This window comes from Pseudomonas sp. LBUM1661, from assembly GCF_059695925.1.
The window spans coordinates 3,892,376-3,909,864 of the sequence record NZ_CP166794.1; the positions used below are offsets into that span (position 1 = coordinate 3,892,376).

Below are 17,489 nucleotides of genomic sequence, written 5' to 3' on the forward strand. Positions count from 1 at the left end.
CGTTGCTCTCCTGTCATGGATGCACCTGCTCGGGTGCGTTGTGAACCTCGGCCAACCACAGCAACCCGTCCTGCTCGTACACCGGGACACTGTCCAGGTTCGCACCTTCGCAAGGGCCATCGATGCAGCGGCCATCTTCGAAACGAAACATCGCCCCGTGGTGCGCGCACATCAGCAGTCGCGTCTGGTAGGTGCTGAACGACCCCGGTTGATAGTCCAAGGGGATGGAAAAATGCGGGCAGCGGTTGCGGTAGACCCACACCTGCGTACCCCGCCGCACCGCGATCAAGGCAGTGGCTTGGCCTCGCAGCGTCGCCTCAAGCCCGAGTGCTCCTCCATCGGGCACCTGATCGAGGGCGCACAGCCAAATATCTGCCATGGCTCACGCTCCCATTTGGGGATTACCCAGGCCCCAGCACCAGGGCCGGATCTCGACGCGCTCGAACAACCCGGCCCGGGCATAGGGATCGTCGGCAAAAAAAGCCTCGGCCTCGCTCAAGCTGCCTGCCTCCACTACCAGCAAGGTGCCATTCATGGCGCCTTCGCAGCCGTTCAACGTCGGCCCGCCCAAGCGCACCACCACGCGATGCGGGTGGGGCTCGCGCAGATACTCGCGATGCAAGGGGCGGATCTCGCTGCGCAAAGGCTCGCGGCCGAGCTTGTCAGTGGCGAAGATGGCAAAGAAATAGTTCATGCCATGGCCTCCAGGACGAAGTCGAAGGTCGCGATGTGGAAATCCGTACCGATATCGAACTGCTCGGCCAGGGGATCACTGGCGGACCGTGGTTCGTACACGACCCGCAGCGAATCCTTGACCCCAAACACTGCGTCCGAATCGATATAGGGATCGTCGTCGTTGAACAAATGGGTCACCAGTCGGCGATGGCCCCTCGCATCCAGCATGAAATGCAGATGCGCCGGGCGCCACGGATGGCGGCCGCTGGCCTTCAGCAGGTCGCCAACGGGGCCGTCGGTAGGGATCGGATAACTCACTGGCACCACGCTACGAATCGCATAGCGTCCCTGTTCATCGGCGTGGTAACGACCGCGCAGGTTGCCGTGCGGCTGCGCGACATCCTGACCCGAGTACTGACCGTTTTCCGCGGTCTGCCACACATCCAGGGTGGCCCCCGGCAAAGGGTTGCCAGAGGCATCGCGCACGTAACCGGTGATCAGCGAGGCGCTGCCAGGAATCAGCGCCATGTTTTCGCCGTACTCCCGTTCAGGCATACCGGCCATGTAGAACGGCCCAAACACCGTGCTCTGCGTCGCCTCCACGCCACTGCGGTGCTCGATGGCGTCGACCAGCATGGACAACCCCAGCACATCCGAGAGCAGGATGAATTCCTGACGAACCACGTCATCACACTTCTGCCCGGTGGCCGTGAGGAACTGGATCGCCTGCAACCACTCGACCTCGCTGAGCTCGACTTCACTGGCAAACTGGTGGAGATACCCCACCAGTTTCTGCAGCAAAAAGCGCAGGCGTGCATCGGGTGTGTGCGCAAAGCTGTTGATGGCGCGGGCGGTAATCTCGCGCTCGGAAGACAAGTCGAGGTTATTCATCTTGTTATTCTCGTATGGCAATCGTTGGAAAGCGGCACCACCCTCAGGCCGGTGCTTGCCCCTTCAGCGCCCGGGTCAGCAGTGCCTCAATGGCATCCTGTTCGAACGGGCGCGGGTTGTAGTAAGGGCTGGCGCAGGCAATGCGCGCGGCTTCGGCCGGGCCTTGCTCGGGGAAGCCGATCTCGGCCAACGCCAGGGGAATGCCAAGGCGACGGTTCAACTCGTACAACAATGGCCCCACTTCATCGGCGTGCTCACCACCCAGCGCTCGTGCAGCGCGGCGCAACGGCTCGGCCGCTGCACTGCGGTTGTAATGCGCCGCATGGGGCAGGACGATGGCGTGGGCCTGGGCGTGTGGCAGGTTGAAGGTACCGCCGAGGGTGTGGCACAGCTTGTGGTGGATCGCCATGCCCACCGAACCCAGGCAGATACCGGCCAGCCATGCGCCTTGCAACGCTTGGCCACGGGCCTCGACGTTTTGTGGGTCGTCGACGATTTTCGGCAGCGCTTGCGCCAATGCGCGGATCGACTCTTCGGCCATCAACGAGATCACCGGGTTGGCGTCCTCGGCGTACAGGGCTTCGATCGCATGGGCCATGGCGTTCATGCCCGAACAGGCCGACATACCCACTGGCAGAGTCAGCGTCAGCTCCGGGTCGTAGATCACGGTCTTGGGCAGGACCCGTGGATCGCGACCGGTTTTCTTCAAACGGTTTTCGGTCAAGCCGTAAATCGGGGTCATTTCCGATCCGGCGTACGTGGTCGGCACCGCCAGGATCGGCAAGCCGCTATCCATGGCGATGGCTTTACCTAGGCCGATGGTCGAACCACCGCCTACGGCCACGCAGCAATCCGCTTCGCGGCGCACGGCCTCCTCGCGGGCCGCTTGCGCTGTTTCCAGCGGCACGTGCATCACCGCGTGGGGATAGACGCCGGCGCTGCGATCACCCAGTAACCTTGCGACCTGCTCGCCCAGTTCCTGTTGCTCCGGGGTGGTCAGGATCAGCGCGCGACGGGCGCCCAGGCGCTGGATTTCGTCACTGAGGCAGGCCAGTTTACCGGCACCGAAAATCACTCGGGTCGGCGTGCCTTGATAGATGAATGCGTTCATGAGGTCGCCTCAGCGCGGGTAGTGGGGAAGGATTTTGGCATCGACGTTTACCCATACCGAGCGAGCCTCGGTGTAGTCGTGAATGGCCTCGAAGCCCATCTCCCGGCCATAACCGGATTGACCCAGACCGCCGAACGGGCTGCCGGGGCTGACACGCTTGTAGCAGTTGATCCAGCACATGCCGACGTTGATCTTTTCCGCCACACGATGGGCGCGCTGCAGGTCACGGGTCCACAGACCACTGCCCAATCCGTAGGCCGTTCCGTTGGCTATCTCCAGCGCCTCTTCCTCGGTGGAAAACCGCAGCACGGTCACGAAGGGGCCGAACACCTCTTCCTGGGCCACACGGTCACTTGGCTTGGCTTCAACGATGGTCGGCTCGATATAAAAACCCGAGGCCAACGCGGGATCGCTCGGCGCCTTGCCTCCGGTGAGGACGCGGCCGCCCTGCTGGCGGGCGATGTCGACGAACGACAGCACGCGGTCGCGGTGCAACGCAGAGGTCAGTGGGCCCATTTCGGTATTCGGGTCCAGGGGATCGCCCAGGCGGATGGACCGGGCCAAGGTGACAAAGCGTTCAAGAAACTCATCGGCGATGCTGTCTTGCAACAACAACCGCGAACCTGCGATGCAGGCTTGGCCCTGATTGTGGAAGATCGCCCAGGCCGCGCCGTTGACGGCGGCGTCGAGGTTGGCATCTTCGAAGACGATGTTGGCCCCCTTGCCGCCCAGCTCCAGTTGCACGCGTTTCAGGTTGCCCTGGGAAGCTTCGACGATGCGCCGCCCGGTGGCGGTAGAACCGGTGAAGGCGATCTTGCCGACATCGGGGTGTTCGGCCAGGCGTTGCCCGGCGGTATGGCCGTAGCCTGGGACGATGTTGACCACGCCGTCCGGGAAGCCTACTTCTTTCATCAGCTCAGCGATGCGCAGCGTCGACAGCGGCGTCAGCTCTGACGGCTTGAGCACCACGGTATTACCTGCAGCCAGCGCCGGGCCCATCTTCCAGCTGGTGAACATCAGTGGAAAATTCCACGGCACGATCTGACCCACGACGCCGATTGGCTTGCGCTGCACGTAGTTGAGAAAGCCGGCATCCACCGGAATAACCTTGCCTTCGATCTTGTCGGCGATACCGCCGAAATAGCGGAAACAGGCGGCGGTGCGCGGTACGTCGAGGATCCGTGAATCACGTAGGGGATGGCCGGTATCCAACGACTCCAGGTGCGCCAGCTCATCGCTGCAAGCCTCAATGCGATCGGCCAGCTTCATCAGCAACCGCCCCCGCTCAGCGCCCGGCGTGGCCGCCCAGCCTGGGAATGCGCGCTTGGCTGCGGCCACGGCAAGATCGACGTCCTCGGCCTGCGCCGCGGCAATGCGTGTGATCAGCTCGCCGTTGGTAGGGTTGATGACATCGATCTCGCCGCCTTCAAGGGCGGGGACGAATTGGCCATCAATGAACAATTGGTTTTGCATGAGCAAAGACTCCCTGCAGTGCCTGGATAGGCACTGTGAAATGCACTGGTATGGGAATGCCGGCCCAGCCTGAATCGCTGGGCTGCGGTGATTAGAATTCGACGGGGTACGGCTTGAGTTCGCCGCTTTCGTAACGCTGAGGCAGGTTAGGCGTGGCGTTCTCCCAGACCAGCAGCATCGAGCGCTTAGTCGAGTAACCCTGGTGACGGATGTCGGCGGGCATCGCGCAGATGTCGCCGGCACGCATGGTGATCCGCGCACGAGGATTGCCATCGTCCTTGTCGCCGATATCCCAGACGATCTCGTCGCTGAGCTGCAGGAACCACTCGATCCGGTCATTGCCATGCACAATCGGCAGGACGAACTCTTCGGTGGTCGGGCAGAACAGACTGGTGCGGCACACAGAGGTCACCGAAGGGTTCCAGCTAACGTCGGAGCGCGACAGGTACTTGAACAGGCTGAAGGCATGTAGCTGCCCTTCGAAGCCCTCGGCGGCGTGTACTTCGGGCTCGTCCTGGGCCACATCGGCAAAATGGCGGTTGACCGGCAGGTCCTCGCGCAACGGCGAATCCCCTTCCAGACCTGGCATACGCCGAGTAGCAACGCGGAAACGCTCGATTGCCTCGATGTTGTCACCGTGCTTGCGGCCAAACGCCGTACCGGTTTCGGAAGGTGCGGCAAACGGGTCAAAGCCGGCGTTGGTCCAGTCACGCAGGATCGCCTTGAAGGTGGCCATGATCTGCGGCGTTTCGAACTGCTCGGTGTAGTCGACACCGGCGGCTTTTAAGACACCATTGAAGGTGCCCGCGTACATGTCGACCTTGCCGTACAGGTTGCGAGTACCAAAGACGTGGTCGAAGTTGACCCAGCCGTAGAAAAAGCCCCACGCCACGTCACGCATGACGGCGCGCAGGAAAGCGTCTGCCGGGATCAGGTGCGAGCGACGCTCACCCTTGGCCGGCCATTCGATACGAGCGAAGTATTCGTCGCGGGAGAGTTTGAAGGCACCCAGCGTATAAGACTTGTAGCCGGTGATGGGGTGGGCGGCGCTGGCGTCCACCAGGTTGTCAAACGACAGTGCGTTCTCGGTTTCAACTGCTTCGAGCATAGCCATGATTGGCTCCTGTTATTTTTGGAGTGATGTCGAGGTCAGAACACGGATCATTTCAGGCAGATGTCAGCCCACTTCTCGACGCTGAGGGCGCCCTGCACGGTTTGCAGCAGCAGCACGCAGGGGGTGCCGGCTTCGAAGCGATAAGCGCAGCCGGCAGGTAGCAGTGCCTGGTGGCCGCGCTTGAGCAGCACGTAGCCCATTGGCCGACCTTTCGGCAGTTCGCCAGCAAGCTGGGTGCCCTCGCCTTGGGCCGTTGCCGCGTCGAGCTTGAGAAAGTCGACGCGTACGCTGCCGTCGACCGAGATGACGAACTCGTCGTGGGCACAGGTGAACCAGGGAGAAGTGCCTTCAGCGCGCAGCGTTTCGATCACATAGCCGAGATTGAGACCCACGACGACTTTCTCGTAGGGTGCCGATTGTGCGGCGACTTCGAAGATATTGGAGAAGGCATAGTGGCTTTTTTTTCCGGTCACCAGCTCGATAGAGCCCTTGGTGTAGTGCGCCAGCGAGCCGAAAACTGTTTCGAATGCAGGTTGAGTACTCATCGTCTTAGCCCTGTTATTTTTGTGTTTGAGTGGCTCAACGTTAAGGCCCCTCCCCCCCCCTAACAAGGCCATTATGGGCGAAATGACTGTTCGCGAAACACGAACAGTGGTCCGGCACCAACCAAGCGCTCGGGCGCCGAACGAGTTGTTCGTTTTCGGCGAATTATCTATTCGCCCAGATTGCACTTGTTGTGCGGGGGCCGTGAATTTACCGTCTAGGCACTCGACTATAAGAACAACAGGGCCAAGCCATGAGTAACTCCCCCGCCTTTTAGACGATCTTCGGGTCGCGCACGCAATACCCCCTGGACAAACAATAACAATAAGGTAATTGCTCTAATGCGTATTCCTATCGCTTCGCTGTGCGCAATGTTTTCGTGCACCCTGTGCGCGGCGCCTCCCTCCCAGTCGGGAGAAGGTGACTTGGCAACCTGGCTGATACCTGAGTTGAAAAGAGACACCGGCATTCGCATTTATGGCGTCGTTGATGCGGGGTTTTCACGCAACAATACATCGACCCGTAGTGAGCGCCACGGCGGCCTGACCAACTTGCCCGTGGCGGGATACGCCGACGAAAAGTTTCAATTGTCCTTTTTCAACCTGTTTATCGAAAAGCCTCTTAATACCAGCTATGTTCCGCGCGCTACGCCACTACCGGGACCGCAGCCTACCGAGGCGTCATTCGGTTTCACTTTCGGGTTGCTCTATGGTCGCGACGGTCAATTTGCGCGAACCACGGGCTGGGATGAGCACTGGGGAGTGAATGAGCCGGGCGCATCAGACTCGGCCAAAGCTCAGCGAAGCCGGCAAAACTTCTATGCGTTTCCTGACTTGTTTGGCACGGCCTATCTGCCTGTTGGCACTGGGATCAGCGTTATGGCCGGGATCTTCGGACCGGGGGTAGGCTACGAGATCCCACCGAACATCCGCATTGCGCGCAACGCTTTTGCTACCAAAACTTATGCATTTGTAACCGAGCCAGCAACCGTCAGCGGTGTCGTCCTGGGTACGAGGCTAATCAGTACCGAATCAAGTCTGCTTGGCGGCGAGCTAGGCATTGTGCAGGGCTGGAATAACCTGAGGGACAATAACGACAGCAAATCGGTACTAGGCGCAATACGTTGGCGCAGAGCCGACATGCAAGGCTGGATCGATTATGAATTTCTAATTGGTGACGAGCAGAATAAATCCATCGATGATATTCAAGCACCGACGTCGCGTTTGATTTCATCCAATGGCCAACTCAAGCAGCAACATTCATTGAATGGCTGGTTCGCGCTTGACCAGCATTGGTCAATCGGCGCCGAGGCGGTGTATGGACGCCAAAGTGGCGACGGCAAAGTTGATACTGTCGACATCGTGACAGGCCCGCGGTTCTCAGGCGCTCAATGGTGGGGCGTGAACAGTTCTCTGAGTTATCAATATCGCAAGGACCTTATCTTCTCGGCGAGGGCAGAACATTTCGCGGATCCCGACGGCTTCGCACTGTTCCCGGTGTCTACAGCTCACGGTGCATTCAACGCGCTGACCTCGGGCTTTCGCTATGAAGCAACGCGTAATCTATCGTTACGCCCTGAGATCCGATATGACTGGTTTACCGGCAGCGATGATGACAAACCTTTTGGCAATGGCAGAGACCGCAAGCAGGCTACCGCGACGGTGCAAGTGCTCTATTATTTCTGAACATAGCCATCCAGACCTATTTTGCGCTAGCCCGACAAATAGTGGCCAGGCTATCGGACCAGGTCGCAGTTGCTTTGCGTTCGCCGCATCAAGACACCGGCTCCAAGTCGCGTAAGGCTTGCTGCCACTCCCCTGCTCGCTTCTATTGATCCTAGGAGCCTGTCGGACTTAGAAAAATCAGGCGACGCTACATGCTTTCCAGGCAAGTCACAGAAACTTGATGCCTTGGAACTCACGTAGCGATCAATTTTATGGTTGTTTTTTTGCTCATTCTCAGGGTTTTCGCGGAAAGTCCGACAGGTTCCCTAGAAGCTCTTAGCGCTGTGCTAAAGGAAATGTACGTGACCAATTCAGGATAACGCCGCTCAATGGCGGCCACGATCACGCGCTGTCATCAGGATTTTGCAACTCCTCGACGAACGCGAGCAGATAATCAAAGGTAAAGTCGATGGCATCCGGCGATCAACGTCCGCATTAAGAACATACCTTGGCACGACCACCAGCAACTCTATCGCTTCGACCGGGCTTTTGTGCGGATCAATCGCGAGAATGTTAGGTACCGACCGAATTTTCATGGCTAATTACCACTCCTACCTCCCCGCTTATGATTCCTTACAAACAGCGATCTCCTCCCCCTCAACCCAACGAAGCACTTCCGCAGAGGGCCCTGGGAGAGTCAGCTTGAAGCAGAGCATTTGGGTTATTTGCCATTATGGCTTGGGGAGCGCTTATCCATATTGAGCTGATAGTCAGCTGAACGGCCTTCACACCTTCGACGAATCAACCCTGCTGTTAATTCGTAGTAGTAAACGGTCGCTGGTGCAGAGCAACGCAGACAGTGCTCCAAAAACCATCTGGTGTGCTTTTCCTTCCAGGACCAGGGCGTCGCACACCTCCAACGCTCACGAATCACTTCGTGCATCCTTTGGGCCTGCCTGATGTGCCGCTGCCGCGTGACATGCGCACCTTTGAGCACCGGGCTCAGAAACAATGCCATATCGAACTCGGCTTTCATCGACGACCTCCAATGTAGGCACTCACCACATCGATGCGGTTAAGCGTTTTGTTCGCCAGGATGTTGTGGTCTTGTTAAGCACTTCGCCGCAGGCTCACAAGAAATGGCCGGGATTGCACGAGCGCCTGACCGCACGACTCCTGAGCAAAACCGTCTAGGGCAAGGTCTGCCAGATCCTAACCTCGATGGCCGACCCGCTGCGCTTCCCGTCCGACAAGATTGTTGACCTGTACAGCCAGCGACGGGAGCTCGAATTTGGCTTTCGGGAGATGAAACAGACGCTGTTCTACAGCAGCTATACGTTGCGCAGCAAGACGCCCGAGACGATCGAGTAGGAGTTGTGGGGGGTGTTGTTGGGCTACAACTTGTTGCGCTATCAGATGGTGAAAATGAGCCGTCATTGTCCGGGCATCTACCCGTGCGAAATGAGCTTTACCGCCTGCGCCTGGGCGATTCTGGGGTTTATCAACAGTGTGTCGGCCGACCGTTCCGGGAATATCCCCAAGTACCTGGCCGAGCTCCATGCCTCAGCGCCGTACTACGTGCTGCCGCACCGGCTTGAGGAGCGTGTTTATCCTCGCGCCATACGGCTCAAATCGCTGAAGCATCCAATCAGAAATAAAAATACCAGTCAGCTTAACTGACTGGTATTAGGTCTAGTTCCCCTCTTTCGATCAGGAACCAGACCCGCCGCCCTGCGTTGATGCACTTAGATCAGAAGCGATAAAAATAGCCGAACCCAACACCGTACTGGGTGCTCTTTTCAACCAATGGACTGTCTTGGATACCCCCTCCCATTCGGGTGGCGCCCAGGTCAACAAACACCGAGTGATTAGGGGTCGGGCGCCAATCCATACGTATGCCCGCCTCGGTATTGACTGTTGAAGCTCCCTGGTAGCCTGGGCGCCCAGCAATCACTTCACCCGTCGTTACACCGTAGTAGTAATCCACATAGTTGCTATCCACCCACTCGGCTGCCAATCGCGGCGTAACGCCGAAGGCTCCCGCAGCGAATCGACGATCAATCTGCAGTTTTGCCCGAGCTCCTTGGCTGTTATTCATGGCGTCTGTAAGAACTTCGGCTGACAGCCTGACCCACTCCGTTCTCCAGGTGGCAACGCCACCTACCCAGAAACTGCTATAGCGATCACTCATGCCTCGAAGAAAAGGCGAGTCACCTGATTCGTAGCTTTCACTGATGTATTTCCCGCGTAGACGGAAGGTCACAGGCCCTGCCGATGGCAGCTTCACGTCGACACCGGAACCGAATACGTGAACATATTCGCCCTCGTAGGTCACCATCGGAAAGCCGCGTACTTTGGCGTCAAAATCACGATAGACCCGATAGTTCATACCGCCTGCGAACCCGATGGCCCACTTTGAATTGCTGGTATCCGCTTCCGACCGGCCCTCGCCAGATGACTTGGCCGTGGTGTCTGTGGTCTGCGCAAACGCAGAAGTCATGGGCAGGCCACCGGCAGCAAGTATGGCCAGGGTCGCCGGTAGGTTGCGAACGAGCTTGAGTGAAACGGCAGAGAAAGCACGTGATGACATAGTCGAATCGTCCGGAGAAGACTGCTGGGAAGGCCTGGCCGGAGATCGGCAGGCGCCATAAAACACTCATCAAAAACGCATTAACGACCAATCGGTCATTAGCTGAAAGCCTACTACCGAACGATCGGTCATTAAATGCTCAATTTAAAACCAGATATTGCAGGCAGTACCCAAGGCCGGCGCCTTGACCCACTGTCGACTTCAGCGGTTGAACAGTTTGTTGACGCGCAGCCTGCGGCAACGCGGGCCTGCTGGTTGAGCGTTCGCTAAACCAGAAGGTCACGCTAGACATTTGATTTAATGAGAAAAAGATGGGCGGCTTGAGCGCGCATAGGCGAGGCATTCGGCCGCAAACGTTGCTACAGATGCTGCTCCGTTAACGCTGGACAGACTGCGCCGTTGCGAATTGCCGGATGTGGGGATGTCGATTACGACGTTGATCCTGAACAACGTAGCGTTGCTGTTGCCTTGGGCAACACGATCAATCAATTTTTCTGATATTGCTACCAGCCATAGAAAAACCAGGGCCTTCGACTGTCAGCTTGCAATCTCATTGGGGGGCACTCGCAGAGCCCCCGCTAATCACTGCTTTCGGGGCGCAACAGCAAGGCCAACAACTTGCGATGGGAGTCCTTGACCGCCTGTATTTCTTGTTGCGCTTTATCCTTGCCCATGACCATTTGCGCCACTGCGGAATAGACCACGGGCGCCATCACAAGGCTGAAATGGTCGGTCAAGGGGCTGGACTTCACGATGCCGTCCGCCACATAGCCATCGATCAGTGCCTGGCGATCCATACGACCATGCATGTTCTTGGCCTCCCACTTCGCCAGCAAGTGCGGCACACGATGGCCCTCGGTAATAAGCAGCCGGGCAATCGCAACCGTGTCATCGGTAAGCCCGCTGTAGGCAAAGTCGATAAGGCGCTCGATAAGGTCATCGGCACTGGTGAGATTCTGCAACTGACTCCAGTTACGTTCCGAGCGGCTCATCAATTGCTCAAGGAGCGTTTCGAACATGTCGTCCTTGCTAGCGAAATGAACATAGACATTCGCCTTCGAGATTCCCGCCCTCTCGGCAATCTTGGCAATACTGGCGCCGGTGAAGCCCAAAGCATTGAACTCAATCAGCGCCGCGTCGAGAATTTGCTGGCGACGAACTTCGGGGAGCAGACGCGTCCTTTTCTTTTTTGGTTCAGACTGGAGTTCGAGCGCTGTCGGATTTGTTTTCTTCATGCTGCCCTGTCGTGTAAGAGTCAGACCGTCGTGCAGAGCGTGTCGACGGGGTTTTTAACTGTGTGCGAGAGAAACCTGGCTGCGCATTTATCAAGTTTGCGGATCATTGATAACACACATGCGCATAACGCTATACACCGTGCAGAATCCCAAGAGGGGCGACATGCCAGTGTGCAAGTCTAGACCACGAAGCTTTGCGGACGCTCAATTTTCTACTTCCATCCCCTGCATTCCTAGCCTGGGCAGCGAGCTAAGACATCCATGTGTTGCCGCTGTGGGCCGGCATGGCTTTCAAGCTTCGTGTGCGCGAAAAAACCAGCCCCCCCACGTGCGGCTACACCTTAACGATAGCGCTCAAGCCAGTGAGCGTAGGGTACAGGCAGTGTCCAGGAGGCCTTTTCAACACCCAACTCCTTAGCCGCAAAGTACGCCCAGTGTGGGTCGGCCAGGTGCGCACGCCCCACTGACACCAGATCGAGTTGCCCGGCCTGCAACGCCCCTTCGGCCAGTTGCGGCGTACCAAAGCCCCAGGCCGATGTCACTGGCAAACCGGCTTCGCGACGCACGCGCTCGGCGATTGAGCCCATGAACGCCGGACCCCAGGGGATATTAGCGTCGGGAGTGGTGAAGCCAACGCTGACGCTCAGCAAATCCAACCCACCGGCCTTGAAGCGACGGGCAAGCTCGATAGATTCGCTCAGGGTCTGCTCATCACGTCCGTCATATTCGATCACGCCGAAACGCGCGGTTAGCGGCAGGTTTTCTGGCCAGACTTCTCGAACCGCGGCGAGGGTTTCCAGCAGGAAACGGCTACGGTTATCGAAGCTGCCGCCGTAGGCATCAGTACGTTGGTTGGAATGTTCGGAGAAAAAGCTCTGGCCCAGGTAACCGTGAGCGAAATGCAGTTCGATCCATTCAAAACCTGCGTCACGGGCACGTCGGGCAGCATCGACGAAGTTCTGGCGAACACGGGCGATGTCTTCCTGGGTCATGGCGCGCGGCACGTTCGGCAGATGAGCGCCGAAAGCGATGGCCGATGGTGCGATGGTTTGCCAAGCGCGAGCGTCGGAAGCGGGGATATGGTCGTCGCCTTCCCACGGGCGATTAGCGCTGGCCTTACGACCGGCATGGGCAATCTGGATACCGGGTACGGAGCCTGCGGCCTTGATAGCTTGCACCATAGGGACAAAGGCTTGCGCATGCTCATCACTCCAGATCCCCGCGCAACCTGGCGTGATACGGCCTTCAGGCGCGACAGCGGTAGCCTCGACAACCAGCAAGCCAGCGCCGCCGCGGGCCAAACTTGCGAGGTGGACGTGATGCCAGTCGTTGACGATGCCGTCGTTAGCCATGTACTGGCACATCGGTGGGATGGCGATCCGGTTGCGCAACGTAACGTCTTTCAGTTTGAAGGGTTCGAACAATGCAGACATGGGAGAGCTCCAGAAAACGAAGAGACAATTTCATTCGATTGTTCGATGTTAATCGAACTATGGTAATGAGCGATAGCCCTGTTATTATTCGAGTCATGCGAGCCTTCAAACACCCAAATACCGAAGACCTGATTCTCGAACGCGTGCTGTACGCTTTGAGTGACCCTGTTCGCCTGGAAATCGTTCGTTGCCTCGCAGGGGTTCTCGAGGCAAGTTGCGGCGAACTGGACGGGGGACGTCCGAAATCCAGCATGTCTCATCACTTTCGGGTATTACGGGATGCAGGGCTTGTACACACCCGTAGCGTGGGAACTACGCATATGAATTCGTTGCGTGCCGACGTGCTTGGCTGTCGGTTCCCCGGATTGCTCGAGACCATTCTTTCTCAGCACTAAGCCAGACCTCCGGCAAATGCCGCCACAAGAAGCAACCCGACGATTGCAGCGGACGGCGGTGAAGCTTATTCCTTGCCCATTAAATTGATGCCCGGTCCGCCGTACGCTCTCTAAGCCACTCTGTAAATTTCTTGATCGTCGAATGGACGCCCCATGCAAGCAGACCTATTTCTGACTCGACCCGAGGATCTAAATCTGCTTCCTTCGGGTGGTGTCGTGAACGATTTCGGCATTGTCCTGAGCATGATAGAAGCCGATGTTATTTTCTCACGCCTGATATCAGAGATTGCCTGGCAGGCCGATACGGCGTTCATCAATGGCAACGTCATCGAAACCAGGCGCCAAGTGGCGTGGTATGCAGACACCCCATCACGCTACGTCCATTCCGGTGTCCTGAGACAATCGTTGCCATGGGATGTCGAAATCCTCGACTCGCTCAGAGCCCAGGTTGAGCGCTTAACCGCAACGACGTTCAACTCGTGCTTGCTCAATCGTTATGAGGATGGCACCCAAGGAATGGGATGGCACAGCGACAGTGAGGCTACGGGTGAGCACGCTGTGATCGCGTCATTGAGTCTGGGGGGAACTCGAAAGTTTGCCTTCAAACACAAGAGCTCCGGTGAGCGTAGGGAAATGGCTTTGCACCATGGACAACTGATCGTGATGCGAGGGGATACGCAACAATATTGGCTTCATGCACTGACGAAAACCAACGCTGTGGTCTCCCCGCGTATCAGCCTGACGTTCAGACGGTTCCCGTAGTCTGCACGTTTTCAACTCATCGTCGCGCCCACCGGCAAGCAGCCCCTCAGACCATCAGCTAGCTGCGTTGCCTTGGAAAAACGCTATTGTATAAACACTGCCAGTTTCTATAGAGTCCGCAAAGCATTAACCAGCCGATTTCGAGCATCGCCAAGCCCATGACCCAAAAGCCCACCAAGTCCACGCCTGCCAAACCCCGCAGCCGTTCCTCGATTGGCGCGGTGCGCAGCCCGCAAAGCACCGAGGCCATCCTGGAAGCGGCCGCCGCTATTCTTGAAGAGCAAGGGTATCGGGCGTTTACCATGGATGCGCTGGTCGAGCGTGCCGGGTCAAGCAAGCCTACCATCTATCGCTGGTGGCGCAGCAAAGGCGCTTTGTTGAGAGATGTTTACGAGCGCACCGCGCTGACTTTCGTCACCTCCCCCGACACCGGCAATCTGGAGCAGGATTTGATTGTGCATTTGCGCTCTCTTTGGACTTGGTGGCAGTCGTCTAGCGCCGGGGAAACCCTCCGCAGTTTCTTCATTGAAATTCAGATGGATTCAAAGGCCATTGCGGAATTCCGAGAGGAGTTTCTACCGCGTCGCGAACGTACTTTGCGCAAGATATTCGCCAGAGCAGTGAGCGCAGGAGAAATTGTCGACGGTCCTGCCGTGGAGGTCGCCGTCTCGATGCTCACAGGCATGTCCTGGCTGCATCTGATCACCGCGAACCTGGAAAACCTAGATGACATAGACAATTCAGTCGCGGTGATCGTCAAGGGCCTTAGAATTCAATAGTCGTCAGAAGGTCCAGTTCTTTTTTTTGCCCATAACGACACTAACAGTGTTTATTGACTAAATCGCACTCACAACCCGTCACTTTTTCATTTCTGCCCGCCAATCCTTACGCCAGAGAATACCGTTCATGAACAGTCGAAAAAATGAGGAGTTTACGGACGTGCGATCCAGACGCTCCTTTGCCGCCCAAGCGTCAGCCGCTGTCTTGCTGATCCTGCTTGCCGGTTGCTCTTTCAGCGACTTGAGGCCGCAGTCCAGAATGCTCTCACCCGAGGATGCCGGTGAAACCTTGGCCGATAGCGGCATCACGTTATCGCCTGCCGCTTGGCCAACCGAAACCTGGTGGACCAGTTTCAACGATCCGCAGCTCAACACTTTGGTTGAAGAGGCACTCGCAGATAGTCCGACACTGCGCTCCGCCGCCGCTCGCGTGCGCCAGGCCGGCGCCCTGGAGGCCATCGAAAGCGCCTCGCTGTTGCCACGTATTGACGCAGCGGCAAGCACCACCCGCGAACGCTTCAGTGCTAACGGCACTACGCCTGCGCCTGTCAAAGGCACCTGGCAAAATGTCGACCAAGCGACGCTGAATGTTGGGTACGAACTGGATTTCTGGGGTAAAAATCGTTCTGCCGTTGAAGCCGCCGTGGGGCGTCGACATGCGCTTGAGGTCGACAGCCACGCGGCTGCGCTGATGCTATCGACGTCCATCGTGCAAACCTATATCGCCTTGCAGGACACTTATGAGCAACTTGATGTTGCTCAGGCGTTACTGGCCCAGCAAGTCCACATTGAAAAGCTGACACAGCAACGCTTTACCGCCGAATTGGGCACGCAAATTGATATCAAGCAATCCCAAGCCTCGCTGCCCGCCAGCCGGGCCAACATTGCCGCCCACAAAGAAGTGATTGAGCTGAACCAGAACAAGCTCGCCTCTTTACTGGGCAAGGGACCTGACCGTGGACGTTCGATCGCACGCCCGCACATGCAGGCAAGCAACACCGTCGCGCTTCCCAGCCAGATTCCTGCCGAGCTGGTCGGGCACCGTCCCGATGTAGTCGCTCAACGCTGGCGCGTAGAGGCATCGGGGCATGAGATTGATGTGGCCAAAGCCCGGTTTTACCCAAACGTGAACCTCACGTCCTTTATTGGCCTGCAAAGCCTAGCGTTCGACACCTTCAACGACCACAGCAGTCGAATTTTGGGCTTTTCGCCGGCGATCAGCCTGCCCATCTTCGAGGGTGGACGCTTGCGCGGCAATTTGGATGCTCAGGATGCGGCTTACGACCTCGCCGTTGAAAACTACAACCAGACCGTCATCGACGCGCTACGTGACATCGCCGATCAACTGTCTTCGCTGCGTTGGTTAAAAGAGCGACTGGCCCAACAACTCGAGGCGGTCAACACAGCCCAGGCCGCGTCCGATCTGGTCAACCTGCGCTATGGCGCGGGGCTGGCCACGTACCTGCAAGTGCTGGCAACCGAGAACGCGACACTGACCCAAAAAAGTCAATTGGTCGCGTTGCAGTCCCGTGCGCTTTCTCTGCAAGCCAACTTGAGCCGGGCGCTGGGCGGTGGCTATCGCCCCGAGTTCTCCAGCAACCCCCCTGCACTCCCAACCGTAGCTGATAAATCATGACCACCCAAACGTCCTCCCCCGTCGATCCTGCTCAACCCAAAGCCTCCTATCGCCCTCAGTTGCTGCTGATCCTGGGCATTGTGCTGTTAATGGCGACCTTGGGCATCTGGTACCTGTTGGGACTGGGTACCGAATCTACCGACGATGCCTATGTGGACGGCAACATCGTTCAGGTGACCTCTCAGGTCAGCGGCACCGTGACGGTGATCAGTGGCGACAACACCAACCATGTCGATGCCCATTCGCCGCTGGTCACGCTCAATGCTGTGGATGCCGAGATCCAATTCGAGCGCGCTAAATCCAACCTTGCCCGCGCCGTGCGCCAGGCTCGCACCCAGTATTACCAGGTGCAACAACTGGAGGCTGAAGTCAGCCAACGACAAAACGACGTAACCAAGGCCCAGGATGATGTACGCCGACGCAGTCAGCTTGCCGCCAGCGGCGCTGTTTCGCGCGAAGAGATCAGCCATGCCGAAAAGGTGCTTAAAAACGCCTTGGCGGACCTGGACGGTACCCGGCATGCACTGGCGGTTCGCCTGGCCATGGTCGATAACACGACTCTACGTACCCACCCCGATGTGCTGGTGGCTGCCGCCAATTTGCGCGATGCCTGTATTTCTCTGCATCGCAGCCAAATCTACTCGCCGGTTACCGGTGTAATCACCAAACGCAGTGTGCAGGTTGGTCAGCGAATCAATCCAGGCGTGGCCCTGATGTCGGTGGTGCCAATCGACCAGGTGTGGGTGAACGCCAACTTCAAGGAATCGCAGATCCAGGATTTACGCATAGGCCAACCAGTGGTTCTGCGTGCCGATGCCTACAGCCGCAAGGTGATATTTCACGGTTCCATCGTAGGTCTGGATGCTGGCACCGGAAGCGCGTTTTCGTTGATGCCGGCACAGAACGCAACAGGTAACTGGATCAAGGTGACCCAGCGCGTGCCTGTGCGAATCGCCCTGCAACCGCAGGAAGTCGCCGACAACCCGCTGCGTCTCGGCCTATCCATGCGTGTGTCCGTTGACACCACCGACACCAGCGGGCAGGTGCTTAACAAGAAGACACCCGCGCAACCGGCCTACAGCACCAATATTTTTGAAAACGAGCTTACGGATGCCAATGACGTTGTGGAGCAAGTGATCAGCGCCAACGATGACCGTGGCCGATATGCCAAGCATCTGAAACCTTGAC

General features: G+C 57.8%; 19 protein-coding genes. 8 read left to right on the forward strand and 11 right to left on the reverse strand.

Annotated elements, in window-relative coordinates:
• Positions 1 to 13: 13 nt before the first annotated feature.
• The 7 genes from ACA057_RS17725 to ACA057_RS17755 form a co-directional block, all read right to left on the reverse strand.
• The gene (locus ACA057_RS17725) at positions 14 to 379 is read right to left on the reverse strand and encodes a Rieske (2Fe-2S) protein (protein WP_497340892.1); all 366 of its coding nucleotides are present in this window, start codon (positions 377 to 379) and stop codon (positions 14 to 16) included.
• 3 nt (positions 380 to 382) lie between these two features.
• Positions 383 to 694: a YciI family protein gene (locus ACA057_RS17730; protein ID WP_497340894.1), complete on the reverse strand. Its 312-nt coding sequence runs from the start codon at positions 692 to 694 to the stop codon at positions 383 to 385.
• The gene (locus tag ACA057_RS17735) at positions 691 to 1,566 is read right to left on the reverse strand and encodes a dioxygenase family protein (RefSeq protein ID WP_497340896.1); all 876 of its coding nucleotides are present in this window, start codon (positions 1,564 to 1,566) and stop codon (positions 691 to 693) included. The genes ACA057_RS17730 and ACA057_RS17735 overlap by 4 nt, the downstream gene beginning before the upstream one ends.
• 43 nt (positions 1,567 to 1,609) lie before the next feature.
• Positions 1,610 to 2,677 carry a maleylacetate reductase gene (locus ACA057_RS17740; RefSeq protein ID WP_497340898.1) on the reverse strand — a complete coding sequence of 356 codons (1,068 nt, stop codon included), beginning with the start codon at positions 2,675 to 2,677 and terminating at the stop codon, positions 1,610 to 1,612.
• 9 nt (positions 2,678 to 2,686) lie between these two features.
• Complete coding sequence (locus ACA057_RS17745) at positions 2,687 to 4,150, reverse strand: aldehyde dehydrogenase family protein (protein WP_497340900.1); 1,464 nt, start codon at positions 4,148 to 4,150, stop codon at positions 2,687 to 2,689.
• Between the two features lie 91 nt (positions 4,151 to 4,241).
• Positions 4,242 to 5,264 carry a hydroxyquinol 1,2-dioxygenase gene (locus ACA057_RS17750; protein ID WP_497340902.1) on the reverse strand — a complete coding sequence of 341 codons (1,023 nt, stop codon included), beginning with the start codon at positions 5,262 to 5,264 and terminating at the stop codon, positions 4,242 to 4,244.
• Between the two features lie 47 nt (positions 5,265 to 5,311).
• Entirely contained in the window at positions 5,312 to 5,809 is a 498-nt protein-coding gene (locus tag ACA057_RS17755) for a cupin domain-containing protein (RefSeq protein WP_497340904.1), read from the reverse strand.
• Between the two features lie 423 nt (positions 5,810 to 6,232).
• Between ACA057_RS17755 and ACA057_RS17760 the strand changes: the two genes are divergently transcribed.
• Positions 6,233 to 7,492, forward strand: a complete 1,260-nt coding sequence (locus tag ACA057_RS17760) for an outer membrane beta-barrel protein (RefSeq protein WP_497340906.1) — start codon at positions 6,233 to 6,235, stop codon at positions 7,490 to 7,492.
• 700 nt (positions 7,493 to 8,192) lie between these two features.
• Here ACA057_RS17760 and ACA057_RS17765 read toward each other — a convergent pair.
• Positions 8,193 to 8,507 carry a hypothetical protein gene (locus ACA057_RS17765; protein ID WP_497340908.1) on the reverse strand — a complete coding sequence of 105 codons (315 nt, stop codon included), beginning with the start codon at positions 8,505 to 8,507 and terminating at the stop codon, positions 8,193 to 8,195.
• A 185-nt stretch (positions 8,508 to 8,692) separates the two neighbouring features.
• Here ACA057_RS17765 and ACA057_RS17770 point away from each other — a divergent pair, with 185 nt between their 5' ends.
• Positions 8,693 to 8,842: a hypothetical protein gene (locus tag ACA057_RS17770; protein ID WP_497340910.1), complete on the forward strand. Its 150-nt coding sequence runs from the start codon at positions 8,693 to 8,695 to the stop codon at positions 8,840 to 8,842.
• 12 nt (positions 8,843 to 8,854) lie between these two features.
• Complete coding sequence (locus tag ACA057_RS17775) at positions 8,855 to 9,151, forward strand: hypothetical protein (RefSeq protein ID WP_497340912.1); 297 nt, start codon at positions 8,855 to 8,857, stop codon at positions 9,149 to 9,151.
• Positions 9,152 to 9,221: 70 nt separating this feature from the next.
• On the opposite strand, the gene ACA057_RS17780 is transcribed toward ACA057_RS17775, so the two are convergent.
• The 3 genes from ACA057_RS17780 to ACA057_RS17790 form a co-directional block, all read right to left on the reverse strand.
• Positions 9,222 to 10,061, reverse strand: a complete 840-nt coding sequence (locus tag ACA057_RS17780; protein WP_497340914.1) for a MipA/OmpV family protein — start codon at positions 10,059 to 10,061, stop codon at positions 9,222 to 9,224.
• A gap of 578 nt (positions 10,062 to 10,639) precedes the next feature.
• Positions 10,640 to 11,296, reverse strand: coding sequence for a TetR/AcrR family transcriptional regulator (locus tag ACA057_RS17785; RefSeq protein ID WP_497340916.1), 657 nt, complete (start codon positions 11,294 to 11,296; stop codon positions 10,640 to 10,642).
• A 341-nt stretch (positions 11,297 to 11,637) separates the two neighbouring features.
• Positions 11,638 to 12,729, reverse strand: a complete 1,092-nt coding sequence (locus tag ACA057_RS17790; protein ID WP_497340918.1) for an NADH:flavin oxidoreductase/NADH oxidase — start codon at positions 12,727 to 12,729, stop codon at positions 11,638 to 11,640.
• A gap of 59 nt (positions 12,730 to 12,788) precedes the next feature.
• Between ACA057_RS17790 and ACA057_RS17795 the strand changes: the two genes are divergently transcribed.
• The 5 genes from ACA057_RS17795 to ACA057_RS17815 all read left to right on the forward strand — a co-directional run bounded on the left by ACA057_RS17795 (position 12,789) and on the right by ACA057_RS17815 (position 17,488).
• Positions 12,789 to 13,124: an ArsR/SmtB family transcription factor gene (locus tag ACA057_RS17795; protein ID WP_248691463.1), complete on the forward strand. Its 336-nt coding sequence runs from the start codon at positions 12,789 to 12,791 to the stop codon at positions 13,122 to 13,124.
• Positions 13,125 to 13,277: 153 nt separating this feature from the next.
• Positions 13,278 to 13,886: an alpha-ketoglutarate-dependent dioxygenase AlkB family protein gene (locus ACA057_RS17800; protein ID WP_497340920.1), complete on the forward strand. Its 609-nt coding sequence runs from the start codon at positions 13,278 to 13,280 to the stop codon at positions 13,884 to 13,886.
• A 158-nt stretch (positions 13,887 to 14,044) separates the two neighbouring features.
• Positions 14,045 to 14,665, forward strand: coding sequence for a TetR/AcrR family transcriptional regulator (locus tag ACA057_RS17805; RefSeq protein WP_454866860.1), 621 nt, complete (start codon positions 14,045 to 14,047; stop codon positions 14,663 to 14,665).
• A gap of 127 nt (positions 14,666 to 14,792) precedes the next feature.
• A complete protein-coding gene (locus ACA057_RS17810; protein ID WP_497340922.1) occupies positions 14,793 to 16,301 on the forward strand; it encodes an efflux transporter outer membrane subunit in 1,509 nt (502 codons plus the stop codon).
• Positions 16,298 to 17,488: an HlyD family secretion protein gene (locus tag ACA057_RS17815; RefSeq protein ID WP_497340924.1), complete on the forward strand. Its 1,191-nt coding sequence runs from the start codon at positions 16,298 to 16,300 to the stop codon at positions 17,486 to 17,488. The genes ACA057_RS17810 and ACA057_RS17815 overlap by 4 nt, the downstream gene beginning before the upstream one ends.
• Position 17,489 lies beyond the last annotated feature (1 nt).

What these genes read in the sequence shown, in the direction of transcription:
- ACA057_RS17755 (WP_497340904.1), bottom strand. Translation starts at nt 5,809, where the DNA reads ATGAGTACTCAACCTGCATTCGAAACAGTTTTCGGCTCGCTGGCGCAC.
- ACA057_RS17735 (WP_497340896.1), bottom strand. Translation starts at nt 1,566, where the DNA reads ATGAATAACCTCGACTTGTCTTCCGAGCGCGAGATTACCGCCCGCGCC.
- ACA057_RS17815 (WP_497340924.1), top strand. Translation starts at nt 16,298, where the DNA reads ATGACCACCCAAACGTCCTCCCCCGTCGATCCTGCTCAACCCAAAGCC.
- ACA057_RS17730 (WP_497340894.1), bottom strand. Translation starts at nt 694, where the DNA reads ATGAACTATTTCTTTGCCATCTTCGCCACTGACAAGCTCGGCCGCGAG.
- ACA057_RS17725 (WP_497340892.1), bottom strand. Translation starts at nt 379, where the DNA reads ATGGCAGATATTTGGCTGTGCGCCCTCGATCAGGTGCCCGATGGAGGA.
- ACA057_RS17810 (WP_497340922.1), top strand. Translation starts at nt 14,793, where the DNA reads ATGAACAGTCGAAAAAATGAGGAGTTTACGGACGTGCGATCCAGACGC.
- ACA057_RS17750 (WP_497340902.1), bottom strand. Translation starts at nt 5,264, where the DNA reads ATGGCTATGCTCGAAGCAGTTGAAACCGAGAACGCACTGTCGTTTGAC.
- ACA057_RS17765 (WP_497340908.1), bottom strand. Translation starts at nt 8,507, where the DNA reads ATGAAAGCCGAGTTCGATATGGCATTGTTTCTGAGCCCGGTGCTCAAA.
- ACA057_RS17805 (WP_454866860.1), top strand. Translation starts at nt 14,045, where the DNA reads ATGACCCAAAAGCCCACCAAGTCCACGCCTGCCAAACCCCGCAGCCGT.
- ACA057_RS17780 (WP_497340914.1), bottom strand. Translation starts at nt 10,061, where the DNA reads ATGTCATCACGTGCTTTCTCTGCCGTTTCACTCAAGCTCGTTCGCAAC.
- ACA057_RS17740 (WP_497340898.1), bottom strand. Translation starts at nt 2,677, where the DNA reads ATGAACGCATTCATCTATCAAGGCACGCCGACCCGAGTGATTTTCGGT.
- ACA057_RS17790 (WP_497340918.1), bottom strand. Translation starts at nt 12,729, where the DNA reads ATGTCTGCATTGTTCGAACCCTTCAAACTGAAAGACGTTACGTTGCGC.
- ACA057_RS17770 (WP_497340910.1), top strand. Translation starts at nt 8,693, where the DNA reads ATGGCCGACCCGCTGCGCTTCCCGTCCGACAAGATTGTTGACCTGTAC.
- ACA057_RS17800 (WP_497340920.1), top strand. Translation starts at nt 13,278, where the DNA reads ATGCAAGCAGACCTATTTCTGACTCGACCCGAGGATCTAAATCTGCTT.
- ACA057_RS17785 (WP_497340916.1), bottom strand. Translation starts at nt 11,296, where the DNA reads ATGAAGAAAACAAATCCGACAGCGCTCGAACTCCAGTCTGAACCAAAA.
- ACA057_RS17745 (WP_497340900.1), bottom strand. Translation starts at nt 4,150, where the DNA reads ATGCAAAACCAATTGTTCATTGATGGCCAATTCGTCCCCGCCCTTGAA.
- ACA057_RS17795 (WP_248691463.1), top strand. Translation starts at nt 12,789, where the DNA reads ATGGTAATGAGCGATAGCCCTGTTATTATTCGAGTCATGCGAGCCTTC.